The 15360-nt window shown below is 59.5% G+C and carries 12 protein-coding genes; 5 read left to right on the top strand and 7 right to left on the bottom strand.

Annotated features, from left to right (window positions below):
* Positions 1 to 101: 101 nt before the first annotated feature.
* Complete coding sequence (gene dnaE, locus HDE75_RS07810; RefSeq protein WP_183675381.1) at positions 102 to 3650, top strand: DNA polymerase III subunit alpha; 3549 nt, start codon at positions 102 to 104, stop codon at positions 3648 to 3650.
* 57 nt (positions 3651 to 3707) lie between these two features.
* Here the strand turns inward: dnaE and HDE75_RS07805 are convergent, their stop codons facing one another.
* The 4 genes from HDE75_RS07805 to HDE75_RS07790 form a co-directional block, all read right to left on the bottom strand.
* The gene (locus tag HDE75_RS07805; protein WP_183675383.1) at positions 3708 to 3938 is read right to left on the bottom strand and encodes a DUF6139 family protein; all 231 of its coding nucleotides are present in this window, start codon (positions 3936 to 3938) and stop codon (positions 3708 to 3710) included.
* Positions 3939 to 4075: 137 nt separating this feature from the next.
* A complete protein-coding gene (locus tag HDE75_RS07800; protein ID WP_183675385.1) occupies positions 4076 to 5065 on the bottom strand; it encodes a VirK/YbjX family protein in 990 nt (329 codons plus the stop codon).
* Positions 5066 to 5118: 53 nt separating this feature from the next.
* Positions 5119 to 5640, bottom strand: coding sequence for a universal stress protein (locus HDE75_RS07795; RefSeq protein WP_183675387.1), 522 nt, complete (start codon positions 5638 to 5640; stop codon positions 5119 to 5121).
* Between the two features lie 103 nt (positions 5641 to 5743).
* A complete protein-coding gene (locus HDE75_RS07790) occupies positions 5744 to 6562 on the bottom strand; it encodes a MipA/OmpV family protein (RefSeq protein WP_183675389.1) in 819 nt (272 codons plus the stop codon).
* Positions 6563 to 6752: 190 nt separating this feature from the next.
* Here HDE75_RS07790 and HDE75_RS07785 point away from each other — a divergent pair, with 190 nt between their 5' ends.
* From HDE75_RS07785 to HDE75_RS07770, 4 genes are all read left to right on the top strand, one after another.
* On the top strand, positions 6753 to 7439 hold the full coding sequence (locus tag HDE75_RS07785) for a response regulator (protein WP_183675391.1): 687 nt from the start codon (positions 6753 to 6755) through the stop codon (positions 7437 to 7439).
* Positions 7436 to 8827 carry a sensor histidine kinase gene (locus tag HDE75_RS07780; protein ID WP_183675393.1) on the top strand — a complete coding sequence of 464 codons (1392 nt, stop codon included), beginning with the start codon at positions 7436 to 7438 and terminating at the stop codon, positions 8825 to 8827. The genes HDE75_RS07785 and HDE75_RS07780 overlap by 4 nt, the downstream gene beginning before the upstream one ends.
* Before the next feature lie 112 nt (positions 8828 to 8939).
* On the top strand, positions 8940 to 10532 hold the full coding sequence (locus HDE75_RS07775; protein WP_260173799.1) for an ATP-binding protein: 1593 nt from the start codon (positions 8940 to 8942) through the stop codon (positions 10530 to 10532).
* Entirely contained in the window at positions 10522 to 11127 is a 606-nt protein-coding gene (locus HDE75_RS07770) for a response regulator transcription factor (protein WP_311735079.1), read from the top strand. Before HDE75_RS07775 ends, HDE75_RS07770 begins: the two co-directional genes overlap by 11 nt.
* A gap of 30 nt (positions 11128 to 11157) precedes the next feature.
* On the opposite strand, the gene HDE75_RS07765 is transcribed toward HDE75_RS07770, so the two are convergent.
* Genes HDE75_RS07765 through HDE75_RS07755 form a run of 3 tightly spaced genes read right to left on the bottom strand, consistent with a single transcriptional unit; the run spans position 11158 to position 15299 of the window.
* Complete coding sequence (locus HDE75_RS07765; RefSeq protein ID WP_183675399.1) at positions 11158 to 12258, bottom strand: glycosyltransferase family 9 protein; 1101 nt, start codon at positions 12256 to 12258, stop codon at positions 11158 to 11160.
* A 35-nt stretch (positions 12259 to 12293) separates the two neighbouring features.
* Entirely contained in the window at positions 12294 to 14027 is a 1734-nt protein-coding gene (gene msbA / locus HDE75_RS07760) for a lipid A export permease/ATP-binding protein MsbA (RefSeq protein WP_183675401.1), read from the bottom strand.
* A gap of 57 nt (positions 14028 to 14084) precedes the next feature.
* The gene (locus HDE75_RS07755) at positions 14085 to 15299 is read right to left on the bottom strand and encodes an O-antigen ligase family protein (protein ID WP_183675403.1); all 1215 of its coding nucleotides are present in this window, start codon (positions 15297 to 15299) and stop codon (positions 14085 to 14087) included.
* Between the last annotated feature and the right edge of the window lie 61 nt (positions 15300 to 15360).

The following is a 15360-nucleotide window of genomic DNA, read 5'->3' as shown; positions in this document are numbered from 1 at the left end:
CTTGCCTGCTGTGCCTGTCTGCGTCTGTGGGCGGGGGCCGCGACGCGGTAGAATAGACCCCATTGAATTTTGCAGGATTGGTAGACAGGATGGAAATGGTAATGCAGGAAGCCGGCGTCCCGGCGGGTGTGCCACACTCTTTACAACAAGCCCCGCAGGGCCCGGGATTTGTGCACTTGCGCGTGCACTCCGAGTACTCGATCGTCGATGGCCTGGTGCGTATCGACGACGTGGTCAAGGCGGCCGCCAAGGACAGGCAGGTGGCGCTGGCCGTCACCGATCTGTCCAACCTGTTTGGTATGGTCAAGTTTTACAAGGAAGCGCGCGGCAAGGGCATCAAACCCATCGTCGGCGTCGACGTGTGGATCACCAACGACGACAACCGCGAAAAACCGTCGCGTTTGTTGCTGCTGGCCAAGAATCGCATGGGTTATCTGCAATTGTGCGAATTGCTGTCGACCGCCTGGCTGACCAACCAGTACAAAGGCCGCGCCGAACTGCGCATTGAATGGCTGCAGGCGCTGGCGACCAATCACTACGAGCTGTATCCAGGCGAGAGCGCGGCCAATGGCTTGATCGCCCTGTCGGGCGCGCATTTTGGCGATGTCGGCATTGCTATCGAGAATGGCAACCTGGCTCTGGCGGAACGCAACGCCCAGCGCTGGGCCGAGATTTTTCCCGGTCACTTTTATATTGAAATCCAGCGTGGCGGCCAAGCCAATCAGGAAGCGCAGGTACGCCATGCGGTGGCGCTGGCGGCCAAGCTGGGCTTGCCGGTGGTGGCCACGCACCCGGTGCAATTTATTTCCCCAGAAGAATTTATCGCCCACGAAGCGCGTACCTGTATCGCCGAAGGCGAAATGCTGGCCAACGCCAAGCGCGTCAAGCGTTTCAATGACAGCCAGCGCTTCATGTCGCAAGCGGATATGGCCGAGATGTTCGCCGACTTGCCGGCCGCGCTGGCCAACTCGGTAGAAATCGCCAAGCGCTGCAATCTGACTTTGACCCTGGGCAAGCCGCAATTGCCGAACTTCCCCACGCCGCCGGGCATGACGATCGACCAGTTCCTCGTGGCCGAGTCGCAGGCAGGCCTGGAAAAACGCTTGATCCAGCTGTATCCCGATCCCGAACGCCGCGAAAAAGAGCGTCCACGCTACGAGTCGCGTCTGAAGTTTGAGACCGACACGATTTGCAACATGAAGTTCCCCGGCTATTTCCTGATCGTGGCCGAGTTTATCCAGTGGGCCAAGGAAAACGGCGTACCTGTCGGGCCGGGCCGTGGTTCGGGTGCGGGCTCGCTGGTGGCGTATTCGCTGCTGATCACCGACCTCGATCCGCTGCAATACAACTTGCTGTTCGAGCGTTTTTTGAATCCTGAACGCGTCTCGATGCCCGACTTCGATATTGACTTTTGCCAGGAAGGGCGCGACCGGGTCATCCAGCACGTCAAGGATTTGTACGGCAAGGAGGCGGTCTCGCAGATCGCCACCTTCGGTACCATGGCGGCCAAGGGCGCGATCCGCGACGTGGGCCGCGTGATGGACTTCGGCTATAACTTTTGCGACGGCATTTCCAAGCTGATTCCATTCAAGCCGGGAAAACCGGTGTCGATCGCCGACGCCATCGAGGAAGAGCCGCTGCTCAAGGAGCGCCTGGAAAACGAGGAAGAGGTCAAGCAGCTGCTGGAGCTGGCGCAGCAAGTCGAAGGCATCACGCGCAATATCGGCATGCACGCGGGGGGCGTGCTGATCGCTCCGGGCAAGCTGACCGATTTCTGCCCGCTCTATACGCAGGGCGGCGATTCGGGCGTGGTGTCGCAGTACGACAAGGATGACGTGGAAGCCGTCGGTCTGGTGAAGTTCGACTTCCTGGGTCTGACGACCCTCACCATTCTCGACCGTGCCGTGCGCTACATCAAGCAGCTCGATCCCGCTCAGGCGAACTTTGACCTAGCGGCCTTGCCGCTGAACGACAAGCCGTCCTACGATTTGCTGACCAAGGCCAAGACCGTGGCCGTGTTCCAGCTGGAGTCACGCGGCATGCAGGGCATGCTGAAAGACGCCCGTCCCGACCGCTTTGAAGACATTATCGCGCTGGTCGCCTTGTACCGTCCTGGTCCGATGGACCTGATTCCCGACTTCTGCAAGCGCAAGCACGGTGAGCGTTTCGATTATCCCGATCCGCGCACGGAATCGATTCTGTCCGAAACCTACGGCATCATGGTGTATCAGGAGCAGGTGATGCAGATGGCGCAGATCGTTGGCGGCTACTCGCTGGGCGGCGCCGACATGTTGCGCCGCGCGATGGGCAAGAAGAAGGCTGAAGAGATGGCCGAGCACCGCGAGATCTTCCGCGCCGGTGCGGCGAAAGACGGCTTGACGGCCGAAAAAGCCGACGAGATCTTCGACTTGATGGAAAAGTTCGCCGGCTATGGTTTCAATAAATCGCATGCCGCCGCCTACGCCTTGCTGTCCTACCATACGGCATATTTAAAGGCCCACCATCCGGCCGCCTTTATGGCCGCCAACTTGTCGCTGGCCATGGATGACACGGACAAGATCAAGATCCTGGTGGAAGACACGCTGGAAATCTGCAAGCTGACCTTGTTGCCGCCAGACATCAATGAATCGGATTACCGTTTCATGCCGAGCGGCGAAGCGCCTTCCATCAGTGGCAAAAAGGTCACGCAGATCCGCTATGGCCTGGGCGCCGTGAAAGGCTCGGGCCAGAACGCCATCGAGGCCATCATTGCCGCGCGCGAGGCGGGTGGACCATTTACCAGTTTGTTCGATTTCTGCAAGCGGGTCGACAAGAAACAGATCAACCGCCGCACCATCGAATCGCTGATACGCAGCGGCGCCTTCGATTGCCTGAAGGTCGACCGCGCGATTTTGCTCGCTTCCGTCGCGTTCGCCATGGAATGCGCCGACCAGGCCGCCAAGGCGGCCAATCAGGTCAGCCTGTTCGGCGGCGACGACAGCGACATGGTGGCGCCGCCCGAGTACGTCAAGGTGCCGGCCTGGACCGACAAGCAGCGTTTGACGGAAGAAAAGATTGCGCTGGGCTTTTATCTGTCCGGCCATCTGTTCGACTCCTACGCGCCTGAGGCGCGCCGCTTTGCGCGCACCAAATTGTCGGAATTGTCGCCCTCGCGCGAACCGCGCATGATGGCCGGCGTCATCACGGGCTTGCGCACGCAAATGACGCAGCGGGGCAAGATCCTGATCGTTACCCTGGACGACAAGAGCGGCACGGTCGAGGTGACGGTGTATGGCGAGCTGTTTGAAGCGAACAAGAAAATCTTCAAGGAAGATGAATTCATGGCCGTGGTGGGCAAGGTCTCGGAAGACCGTTTCTCGGGCGGCTTGCGCATCACCGCCGAGAGCGCTTTCGACATCATCGCCGCGCGCGTGCAATATGGCCGTCAGCTGGGCCTGGTCTTGCCGGCGACGCTCGATGCGCGCCGTATCCGCGACGTGATCATGCCGCACCGCGCCGAGACGGGCTTGCCGATTGCCGCGCGCGTCAGCCCGCAAGGCGTCAGCTGCGTATTGCAATTTGGCGAAGAATGGAAGGTAGCGCCATCGGATGAATTGCAGACGGCGCTGGAACAGGTGCTGGGCGCGCAAGAGGTAGCCGTCGAATACTGACCAGCTATTGCGCAGCCACAGCCAAACCGGATGCAGATCGGGTTTGGCTTTTTTCGTTTACATATCTTTCAGGCCCGTGATGGCGTAGCCCTTGGCGGCAATTTGCTGGTGCGGCTGCTCGATATGGTAGTGCGGCAAGGCATCGGCATTGTCATCCACTTCGCTGGCGCGTACTTCCAGTTGCCAGTCGGTATTGGTGACTTCTTCAGGAATCAGCTTTCCTTCGGGTACGGCGAGATAGGAAAAAATGCCGTCGTGCTCGGCCCGGCGGTAGATATCTACGCGCATGACTTGCCTCCTTGTAAGCGTTAGGGGAAGCGGCCGGCGCGGTGCGCAAGCCGATAACGCTAGCGTAACAGGATTGCCGGATTGTGTGCGCCACGGTTTTTGTGGCGTGCGCCGTCCGCGCCCGGCCTCCTGGCCGCTTAAGCTACCGCGGTTTCGTAGTCGTCGTCTTCCACGTGTTGCGCATCGTTGGCCGCCACCTTGTGTGGAAGCGGCATGGAAATTGCGCAACGATGTGCTTCCAGGCCGCTGCGCAGGCAGTCATTGAGAGCGAGCGTGATCTCATGGCGCTTGCGCATTTCCGAGCGCTTTTTCGACGCGATTTCTTCCATCACAGGGACGGGCAAGTCTTCGCATGGCAATTCAAAATCGCCATCCGAACGGAGCAGGGCGCCGAGTTCTTGCCACAATTCATCGTAGTTTGCGAACAAACGGCCTTTCTTTTTGGCAGACTGATGCACGGCGTGGTTTTCATTGCTAACCAGAATCACTTTTTTGCAGCCATGGTCGTATCCCAGTTGGCGCACCAGGCGTACCATCAAATTCTTGGGCCGCAAGCCATGCAGGTCGCGTGTTGCTTCGCGTACGCGGTGCAGCCCTTCCTGGCCGTTTGGCCCCTGTATGCAGCCGATTCCTACGCTCATACCGCCCCGCTGTGGCGAGCCAAAAAAGGTGAAGGCCACGGAATAAAGTACATCATCGCCATCCATCAGCTGCAAGACCATCTCGCCTTCGCGGTCCATCGGGTGCAGTGAACACAGTTGCAGATGGTACAAGGAACCAGACTTGCCTGGAACCGTACCCAGGTGCACAGGGCCACGCGCGGCGCGCGCCATCAAATTGCCCCAACCCTGCTGCAGAATGAAATGGTAATGTTCAACCAGTAAATCCACGCGCTGCCTGCATGTCAGTTTCTTGCTCAGGTAGTCGCGGTAGACTTTATGGATCACATGTGGATAAGCTTGCACCAGATCGTGAAAGACGGGATGCGAGTTCAATAATTGCAGCCAGGCCTGGGTCTGGCGTTGTTGCCAGCGCGCCCGCAGTTGTAGTTTCAGTGTTTCACGCAGGCGTGCAAAACCGCTGAGCGTTTCTGTCAAACCGCAAGACAGGGTAATTGATGGCGTCATCTGGCGCTTTTCCATGGTCAAGAATGTAGGGCGTCTGCGCCGCGGATGGCCGCTCAGACGGGAACGGGACCGCTGACACCATCCTGGTTTGCTTGCAGGACGATGGCGCTGCGGCTATCGCGTGCCAGTTTGCGGGCGAGGTCGCCCGAGAAACGGCGTGGCCAGTGGCGGGGTTTGGGCGCTGGCAAGATGACTTCATGGCAGCCAAGCAATTCAGCCGTATCCAGTATCGTAAAAGCGACGTCACCGGAGGAAATGAAGGTGGAAAATTCGATGTGGGAGCGGCTCAGGTATAAGCCGGCCTCTTGCATTAACTGTGCGGCGGCAGCTTCGGTCTTGCTGCTGTTGCCGATGACACTGTTGGCAGAGTGCACCGGTGTCACATGCAGCAGGCTGACCTTCACGCAGATGCCCCATTCCTGCAGGCGACGGGCGTAGCGGGCGCCAAAGATGATGTCTTCCAGCCGCTTGATGGGGACCAGCAGCAGCAAGACTTTTTGCGCCGCGTCATCCTGCCCTGGCACGCCGTGATTGGCGTGGTCCTGGCGTTGCGGATGAGGGGGCGCAGCTTGCATTGGGTGGCAGTCGGTAGGCTCAGTGTTGTTGCATCTTAGCTACCGCGGCCCCCCCTGTAAATTGGCGAAATGCCGTACGTGTTTCCCTTATGGGGTCCGCGTTTTAATAGCGGTAAGTAGCGTAAATGGCGCCCACCGGTGCGGTTTTGCGCTGCACGATGGGGCTCTTGCGGGCGTCGCCGATCAGGCTCGTGACGCCCGCCATGGCAGTGAGGCCCCATTTCGCGTCGAAGCGGTGTTCCCAGCTGACGGTGGCCTGGGCTTCATAAAAGCCGCCTTTGGGCGTGTATTGTTTGAATGCCGTATTGCTTGCCTGGCTCGCGCTGACGCCATACATGGTTTGCATGTATTTTTTCTCGCCCCAGCCCGTTTGCACGCCCAGGCTGACGGTGTCTTGCGGCACGCCCTGGCTATCGTTTTTGCTGTAGATCTGGCCGCCTGCGCCGAATTGCAGGCGGGCGCCGTTGTCGCGGTTATTCAGGGGAATATCGCTCGATACGCTCAGTTGTACGCCAGGAATCGGCGAATACGCCATGCCCAGCAGCGCGCTGGCATTGCCTTTGACGTCGCCCATGCCCTTCAGGTAATCGCTGCCGCCGTAGCCATTGATACCGTTGCGCTTATGGTCGGTGCGCTCGCCACGGTAGCCGAGCGCCAGGCTATAGCTGAGCGGGCCAGCCTGGCCGCCATAGCCGATACCGCGCATGGTGCTGGCAAAAAAGCCATTTGCCATCGCGTAATCGATGGCGACCAAAGGCATGGTGCTGAGCTTGTCCGAGCCGGAATAGCTGGAGACAACGGCCGCTCCACCGCCGACGGTCAGCACGTTGCCGGGTGCAGGGTCGGCCGCCAGGGCAGACAGGGGAAGCAAAAGCAGGCCAGCCATTGCCAGCGTAGGGGACAGCGAAGTAGTTGCTTGCATGATAGGTTCCATCAGGTGGAGAACCGAGTCCGGAGTGGCTCGATTGACGGAAGCCAGTATCGGTGCTTGCCATGAAGGAAAGATGAGTCATTGATGAAGATTGCATGAAGATTCAGGCGGATGAGTAATCCTGGCGTGTGTGGCCGTGGCCTTTAACCATTCTTCAGCTTGCGGTGGTTTAATATCAGGCATGAAAATACTGCTGATTGAAGATGATATGGACCTGGGCAACGGCGTGCGGATCGCCTTGCGCGACCAGGGCATGCAAGTGGTCTGGGTGCGCAGCCTGGAAGACGCGGCGCGCAGCCTTGACCACGACAGTTGCGAACTGGTGCTGCTCGATCTGGGCTTGCCCGACGGCGATGGGCTTGATTTGCTGGCCCGCTTGCGGGCGCAGCGCCTGCCGGTGCTGATCCTCAGTGCCCGCGATACGCTCGAGCAGCGGCTGCGGGGGCTCGATGGCGGCGCCGACGATTATCTGGTGAAACCCTTTGTGCTGGCCGAACTGCTGTCGCGGGTGCGTGCGCTGGCGCGCCGCAGCTATGGTTTCGATGGCGATACCATCGAATTGCGCGGTTTGCTGCTGCAAGTGCCGACGCGCAGGGTCAGCGTGCATGGACGGGCGGTGGAGCTGACGGCCAGCGAATATGCCTTGCTGAAAACCTTGCTGATGCGGGCTAACCGCGTCATTACGCGGCGCGTGCTGGAAGAGAATATCTTGCCGGGCGGCCTGGCCAACGCCAGCAATACGCTCGATGTGCATATGGGCAATTTACGCCGCAAGATAGGCGAAGGTTATATCCGCACCGTGCGCGGTGTCGGCTATGTCATCGACCAGCAGGGCGATCCTTCCTCTGTGTCCGGTACGTCAGCATGATGCGCCGCTGCTGGAACATGCTGTGGCGTCCGACCCTGGTGCGCCGCCTGATGCTGGCGCAGATGCTGATGCTGACCGTGCTGTGGAGCCTGGCGGTAGCGTATGTGTTGTTCGAAGGGACAGGCGAAGGCAGCAATGTGACGCGTGGCGTGTTGCATGCCATTATCAGTGTGGCCGACAACCTGGCCGACCAGCCGCAGCGCCAGCAGCAAAGCTTGCGCGCGATCGACGAGGCTTTGCGCGAAGAGTTTGAAATGGGGAAGGTCCAGGAACTGGCGCCGCGCATCCTGGTCTGGCGCGATGGCACGCTGGTCTATAAGTCTCCCGATACGCCCAGTGGTATCCGCAGCGCCGGTCCCGAAAAAATGGAAATAGTGTACGTCAAGGGCCAGCCCTGGCGTAGCCGCAGCCTTGCAGAGGGCGCCACGCGCGTGACGGTACTGGAGCTGGGCGGACCATGGCAGTTTTTCGTCACCATCAATTCACGGGGGTATTACTTGCTACCGTTGCTGATCAGCCTGCCTTTTCTGTTGCTACCGGCCTGGCTATCGATCCGCCTGGCGATGCGGCCGTGGCGCAAGGTGGCGCAGGAAGTGGCTGCACGGGGGCCGCAGGACTTGCGCCCGCTGACGTTCAAGCCGCCGCATGGCGAACTGGCGGCGCTGGTTGATAATATCAATGCCTTGCTGCAGCGGGTGGACGCCAGCGCTGCGCGCGAGCGCAGCTTCATTGCCGACGCCACCCATGAATTGCGTACGCCGCTGGCAGCCATGCGGGTCAATGTGGAAGCCTTGCAAAGCCAGGCGCATGCACCGCATCAGCAGGAGTTGCTGGACGGCATCTTAAATAGCGGCAACCGTGCGGCGCGCCTGGTAGGACAGTTGCTGCAACTGACGCGCAGCGAAGTGCAGGCCGAGGCGGGCCGCCAGCCCTTGCCGCAGGTGCTCGATAGCTTGTTGCAGGATCGATTGGCTGCCTTGTCCGGCCTGGCGCAAGCGGGCGGAATCGAACTTGAATTGCAGGCGAGTGTATCGCTGAGCGTGCCGGGACAGCGCGAGAGCCTGGTTTCGCTGATCGATAATCTGGTGGAAAACGCGATTAAATACAGTCCGCGCGGCAGCAGTGTCACGGTATCGCTGCATGCGGAGCGGGGGCAGGCGGTATTGCACGTGGCCGACCAGGGACCGGGCATACCGCCAGCCCTGTATGCACGTGTGTTTGACCGCTTTTTCCGCGCGCCGCAGCAATTGCAGCCAGGTAGCGGCCTGGGCCTGGCGATTGTCGCCTCGGTGGTGCAGCAGCACGGCGGCACGATACAGCTGCACCGCGCCAGCGGTGGCCAGGGCTTGCTGGTCGAGGTACGCCTGCCGCTGGCGCCTTCCGTCTAGCGGCGGCGCCGTAGTTGTTGTATGAATGGAATCGGGGGTGCTTATAACGCAATACGGCATGGCGTGTCGCACGGATGAGATGCATAATGCTGGACAGTCAGAAAACAATCCCATGCGCCCATCCCTGCCCCGTTACCTGCCGTATCCCGCCTTCGTCGGATTGTATCTTTTATTCGACTGGGCGACGTATATCGATCCGCTGTACGGCCTCAATATCACCCCCTGGAATCCTGACCCGGCGCTGGGTCTGGTGTTTTGGCTGATTTATGGCCGCAAGGCGGCCTTGCCATGGTTTATCGCCCTGCTGGCCGGCGAATGCCTGGTGCGCGGCTTGCCTGCCGGCTGGCCATTAACCCTGTTGTCGTCGGCCTGGCTGATCGTGGGTTATGGCACCATCGGCGAAGCCTTGCGCCGCCGCTTCAGCAGTGGCGATATCTTCGACAACCGCCGCCGTCTGGCGATCTGGGCCGTGATTGTGCTGGCCGGCACCATGCTCAATGCACTCGGCTATATTTCCTTGCTATCGCTGACGGGCAAGATACCGCCCGGCGAATGGGGGGCGGCTGCCTTGCGCTTTGGTATTGGCGATATGGTGGGGCTGGTGGTGTCGATGCCGCTGATCTGGATGCTGGTCAGCGAGCGTGGCCGTGCGCGCCTGAAAGAGACTGTCTGGCGTTGGGAAACGCTGGGCTACCTGGCGCTGGCCATGTTTGTGCTGTGGAGCGTGTTCGGTTCCATCGTGCGCTCCGATTACAAGCATTTTTACTTTCTCTTCCTGCCGCTGATCTGGGCGGCCTCGCGCCAGGGGCTGTATGGCACGGCGCTGATGGTGTTTGTGTTGCAACTTGGCATTATCACCATGGTGAAATGGTCGCACGCGGTCAATTTGCAGTTTTATGAATTGCAATTGCTCGATGCCGTGCTGGCGCTGGTGGGCTTTTTTATCGGTATCGTGGTCGATGAGCTGCGCAAGGTGGCCGATGAGCTCAAGCACACCATGCGGCTGGCGGCGGCTGGTGAAATGGCGGCCGCGCTGGCGCATGAATTGAACCAGCCGCTGACAGCCCTGTCCACCTACGGCAAGGCCTGTGAATACTTGCTGGAGCGGGGCGAAAGCGGCGATATCCTGAAAAGTGCCATCGGTCACATGATCGTTGAGTCGGGCCGGGCGGCCGAAGTGGTGCGGCGCCTGCGTGATTTCTTCCGTACCGGCGCCATGCAGCTGGAAATTATCGAGGCCAGCGCCCTGATCGCCGGCATCAGCCGCCAATTTACGCCGCAATTCCATGAGCATGGCATTGATCTGGTGGTGGGGCAGATGCCGGCGCTGGCCGTCAATGCGGACCGTCTGCAGATGGAGCTGGTATTGCGCAATCTGCTGGCCAATGCCCAGGATGCCGTGCTGGCCGTACCGCGTGGCTTGCGCCGTATCGAGCTGTCGGTCGAGCGCCTGGGCGGCGGGCGCTTGCGGCTGTCCATCGAAGACAGCGGCGCCGGCATTTCCAGTACGCTGGCAGCGCGCCTGTTCGAGCCGTTCGTCTCATCCAAAGCCAGTGGCCTGGGCTTAGGTCTCGTGCTCAGCCGGGCGATTGTCGAGGCGCATGGCGGCAAGTTATGGGCGGAGGTCGGCAATCACGGCATTTTCAGATTCATCCTGCCACTGGCGGGAACGACGGACTCCCAGGGGGAATATGGTGAAAAGTAATTTAACGGTGTTTATCGTCGATGACGACCCAGCCGTACGCGATGCCCTGGGTTTGCTGCTGGGCGTGCGCGGCTACCGCACTGCCATGTTCGCCAGCGGCGAGGATTTCCTGCAGGGCTGGCGCCGCGAATGGGCTGGTTGCCTGCTGATCGACATCCGCATGTCAGGCATGGATGGGCTGGTCTTGCAGCGCCGTTTGACGGAACTTGAATGTTTGCTTCCGGTGATCATTATTACCGGCCATGGCGACGTGACTCTGGCGCGCCAGGCCTTCAAGGCCCAGGCCAGTGACTTTCTGGAGAAACCATTCGATCACGACAAACTGATGGCCGCCATCGATGAAGCGTTTTCGCGCGAGGCGGAAACGCGCGGCCGCCTGCAGCGCCAGGCGCATAGCCTGGCCTTGCTCGATGGCTTGACGCCGCGTGAACGGGAAGTGATGCAACTGGTCGTCACGGGCCAGCATAACCGCGACATCGCGCCCTTGCTGGGCATTTCCGTACGTACCGTGGAAGTACACAAGGCGCGTTTGATGGACAAGCTGGGGGTCGACAACGTGGCCGATCTGGTGCGTATCAGCATGCTGGACGCCTGAGGGGACCTGCCCCCCATTCCAGGATTATGCTCAGCCGATGACCTGCAATACCTGATCGACTGAAATCGCCTTGACCCAGTCGCTGCGCTGCGCTGCCGTGAGGACGGTGCTGTTGGCGCTGTCGAAGGGCGCCCATTCCGGATTCTTCTTGCGCATCAGCGCAACTACGGGCACATGCACGGCGTTGGCCAAATGCATGATGGACGTTTCCACCGAAATAATCAGATCGCATTGCGCCAGCATGGCTGGCAGCTGGAAAAAATTGTCGACAGCACTGAAGGCTTGCGTGCGCTGCAGGCCACGGGATTGCACCATGGCATTGACCTTGGCTAGTTCTTGCGGCATGGCATTGATCAGGAAGCAGGCGTCGGCCCATTTCGGCTGTTTTTGCATGCGTGCAATCAGCTCGGCAATGCGCTCCAGGGGCCAGCCACGCTTGTGCGACTTGGCAAACGGGTTGAGCAGTACCAAAGGGCCCTTGCGTGAGTCAAAGCCCCAACTCGCCAGTTGCGCCTGCGCCTGTTGCAAGGCGGCCTCGGGAATGTGTACAAAAGGGTAGCGTTCGGCGACGGGAATGTCGAGTCCGGTCAATTGATGGAACCAGTCCGCATAGACGCCGCTGATATGGTGTTCGCCCGCATCTTCGCCCGCGTAGGGTGTCAGTACGGCGTCGATCTTGCGGTAGGAAAAATAATGCCAGGGCCGTAAAGGGCTAATTGGTTTGCGCGTACCAATCACCAGGCCTTCCGGAGTGATGGCGCGCGCCAGGTCGGCATACTGCTGCGGTCGTACGTGCGCCAGCGAAACGACGACGGGATAATGTTCCGCCTGTGCTTCGCGCAGCGACTCTGCATATAGCGCCGGGCTGTAGGTCTTGCGATATATCTTGGCGAACAGGCCTGATTCCTCGACCCAGTCATACAGCGAATAGGTGCGCAGCCCTTCCCATTGGGTCGCATCGGAGGTGCGGCGCACTTCGTCTACCCACAGGTGAATCTGAATATGTGGATAAGCAGCAGCAAAGGCGCGGAAGCCATTTTGCAGATAGGTGAAATCTCCCAGCGCCAGATGGGCGATGAATAGAATTTTTTCCGACTTCTGAAGAAGTTCGGAGGGAATCAAAGGCGTCATGTATCAGTACAGGTTCTGGTATGCAGTCGTCGGTGTCAAGCCACTTGTTGGGAAAATTGCAGGCGGTGCAGGTTGGCATACGTGCCGTCGGTATCCAACAATTGCTGGTGACTGCCGGTTTCCATTATTTTCCCGTGTGACAATACCACGATACGGTCTGCACGTTCAATCGTTGATAGTCGATGCGCAATAACTAATGTCGTTCTGCCTTGCATCAGGTGTTCCAGTGCCGCTTGCACCGCCCGTTCCGCTTCCGTATCGAGCGCCGAGGTGGCTTCGTCGAGGATCAGGATGGGCGCATCCTTGTAAATCGCGCGCGCGATGGCCACGCGCTGGCGCTGGCCGCCCGACAGGCGCGAGCCGTTGTCGCCCAGGCGCGTGTCCAGGCCCTGTGGCAAACTGTCGATGAGGTCCGACAGGAAGGCCGCCGCGGCCGCCGCGACAATACGCTGGCGGTCCGGTGCGGCGTCGCCATACGCGATATTGGCTGCCAGGGTGTCGTCGAACAGCACCACTTGCTGGCTGACCATGGCGATCTGGCTGCGCAGGCTGGTCAGCGCTATATCATCGAGATTCTGGCCATCGAGCAGGATTTGGCCACTGGTGGCCGAATAAAAGCCTGGTAGCAGGCTCACCAGGGTCGACTTGCCGCCGCCTGACATGCCGACAAAGGCTACCGTCTGGCCTGGTGCAATGCTCAAGTTAATATTTTGCAATGCTACTTCCTGGTGGCCAGGGTAGCAAAAGTGGACATTGACAAAATCGATCTGCCCGCGGCTGCGCTGCGCCAGCTGCTTGCCGCCTGTGCGCTCGGGTATCTTGTCGATCAGCAAGAAGACTTCTTCGGCAGCGGCCATGCCGCGCTGCAAGGGGCCATTGACTTCGGCCAGCTGTTTCAAAGGCGTCAACAGCATCAGCATGGCGGTAATGAAGGAAACAAAACCGCCTACCGTGATTTGCCCATGTTCCGACTGGAACAGGGCCATCACGATCACCAGCGCCACGGCAGCGGCCGTAATGACCTGGGTGATGGGCACGGTGGCGGAAAATGTGGTGGTCATGCGCATGCTGTAGCGGCGCAACTGTTCCGCGCTCTCTTCAAAGCGCGATTTTTCATAGTCCTGGCCGCCGAAAATCTTGATGACTTGCTGGGCTCGCGTGGTTTCTTCGATCACTTGCGTGAGTGCCGCATTGACGGCCAGCGAATCGCGGTTCAGTTGTTTCAGACGCTTGCCCGTGGTGCGCACCACAAAAGTCAACAGCGGCAGTAATACCAGCGTAACCAGGGTCAATACCCAGTTCAGGTACAGCAGCCAGGCAAGCAAACCTACAACTGTGAGCGAAGAGCGCACGATCGACGTGAATACCTTGGTGACCATCTCAATAATCTGCTGCACTTCGAACATGATGGAGTTGATGACTTTTCCTACCGTATTGGTGCTGTAAAAGTCGATAGGCAGGCTCAGCATGGTGGCAAACATCATGCGCCGTAATTCGTTGAGGATGCGCGTGGACACATAGCTCATCAGGTAGCTGCTGGCAAACGTCGACGCGCCACGGATGGCAAAGATACCGATCACGATCAGCGGCACCAGCCAGAACGAGAAATTGACCTTGCCGCCGAAACCATTATCGAGCAGCAGTTTGAGTGCATAGGGCAGCAGCGGTTCGGTGCCCGCCGTAACGATCATCGCGATAAAGGCAAGCGCCAGATGTTTTTTATAGGGCGCATGCAGCGCAGTGAGCCGCTTCAGATCGGGCGTCAGCATCGGTACGGTTCCTGGCAGGGATGGCAAAAAATGGTCAGGAGCAACATCAGAGCAGAATCAGCTCTTGCGTTGTTGCTGGCGTAGCATCGCCCACAATATCACCATCGGGAATGCCAGCATGATGATACCGATATTCAAGGTGAGCGACGTGGTCGTCAAGCCGAAAATCAGATAACAGGTGCATAGCACGATGCCGCCGAGCGCATAAGGTTGTACCCCGGGCGACGGGTGGCGCAGGGCGCGGGCAAATGTGGCCAGGGGGACCAGCAACAGCGCCAACAGGCACAGCAAGCCGATAATGCCGCGCTTGACCAGTGCGTCGATATAGTCGTTATGGGCGTTGGTGTAATCGGTAATGCTGCTGGTTAGTTTGCCTTCTGACGTCAGTTCAACCTTTTCAGCAAGATAGCCGGTACGGCCCAGGCCGAAGATGGGCTGGATGGTCGAAAGCTTCAGTGCCGAGCTCCACATTTGCAAGCGCTCTCCTACCGAAGTGTCGACGATGTGTGGATTCTTATTGCTAATCTGGAATTCTTTAATCGCCGTCTCCGTGCGCTCGCGTACCGGCGAGTGCGGCAGGATGAAGGCGCCGGTCGTCAGCACGAGCAGCAGGCTGATGGAAAGGATGGCTGAGCGGTAGCCCAGCCGCTTTGCGCGGAGCAAGGCAAATATGATCACGCAAATGGGCAGGGCCAGCCAGCCGCCACGGCTGCCGCTAAGAATGGAACCGCCTACACCGGCAAGGAAACCCAGTACGAGCAGCGTTGTCCATGCGATGGCATGGCGCTGCTGGCGCGCCCATTCAATACCGCACATGGACAGCAAGCCCAGCAGCATGCTGACATTGCCATAATGGATGGCGTTACTGGTTCCCGCTACCGGACGCCACATATCCAGCGAAACGAACTGCCAGCTTGCCAGCAATGTACCGCCGATCGCACCGATGGCGACACCGCCCCACCAGGCCCCGGCACGCGGTGGATACGCCAGCATCAGCAGCAGTGCGGGCACGGCCAGCAAGGTGCGCGAGGGCATATCGAGTTCGCGCGTGGGATCCTGATGGAAGAGCATATTGGCCGTGTACACGACGAAATACACCAGCAGCACACCGATGATGCGGTAATCGTTGCGATCCAGAAGCAGGCGAGGGCGCTTCCACAGCAAGCCGACGCTCAATACCAGCAGTATCACGGCACCCAGGGAATAGCCGCTGCTGACTGCCAGCGCCAATGCCGAAAAGAGAAAAACTGAAATAGATGTCAAGCCGAGCATTGATTATCCTTGGGAGAAGCCCGCAATACCATAATGGTTGCTGTAGCTACATAAAAGCAGG

Source organism: Janthinobacterium silvisoli (assembly GCF_014200725.1).
Lineage (GTDB): Bacteria > Pseudomonadota > Gammaproteobacteria > Burkholderiales > Burkholderiaceae_D > Janthinobacterium.
This window is presented reverse-complemented; position numbering and strand designations above follow the sequence as displayed.

Excerpts from the sequence above, each read along its gene's own strand:
- dnaE (WP_183675381.1), top strand. The coding sequence starts at position 102 with ATGCAGGAAGCCGGCGTCCCGGCGGGTGTGCCACACTCTTTACAACAA.
- HDE75_RS07805 (WP_183675383.1), bottom strand. The coding sequence starts at position 3,938 with ATGCGCGTAGATATCTACCGCCGGGCCGAGCACGACGGCATTTTTTCC.
- HDE75_RS07800 (WP_183675385.1), bottom strand. The coding sequence starts at position 5,065 with ATGACGCCATCAATTACCCTGTCTTGCGGTTTGACAGAAACGCTCAGC.
- HDE75_RS07795 (WP_183675387.1), bottom strand. The coding sequence starts at position 5,640 with ATGCAAGCTGCGCCCCCTCATCCGCAACGCCAGGACCACGCCAATCAC.
- HDE75_RS07790 (WP_183675389.1), bottom strand. The coding sequence starts at position 6,562 with ATGCAAGCAACTACTTCGCTGTCCCCTACGCTGGCAATGGCTGGCCTG.
- HDE75_RS07785 (WP_183675391.1), top strand. The coding sequence starts at position 6,753 with ATGAAAATACTGCTGATTGAAGATGATATGGACCTGGGCAACGGCGTG.
- HDE75_RS07780 (WP_183675393.1), top strand. The coding sequence starts at position 7,436 with ATGATGCGCCGCTGCTGGAACATGCTGTGGCGTCCGACCCTGGTGCGC.
- HDE75_RS07775 (WP_260173799.1), top strand. The coding sequence starts at position 8,940 with ATGCGCCCATCCCTGCCCCGTTACCTGCCGTATCCCGCCTTCGTCGGA.
- HDE75_RS07765 (WP_183675399.1), bottom strand. The coding sequence starts at position 12,258 with ATGACGCCTTTGATTCCCTCCGAACTTCTTCAGAAGTCGGAAAAAATT.
- msbA (WP_183675401.1), bottom strand. The coding sequence starts at position 14,027 with ATGCTGACGCCCGATCTGAAGCGGCTCACTGCGCTGCATGCGCCCTAT.
- HDE75_RS07755 (WP_183675403.1), bottom strand. The coding sequence starts at position 15,299 with ATGCTCGGCTTGACATCTATTTCAGTTTTTCTCTTTTCGGCATTGGCG.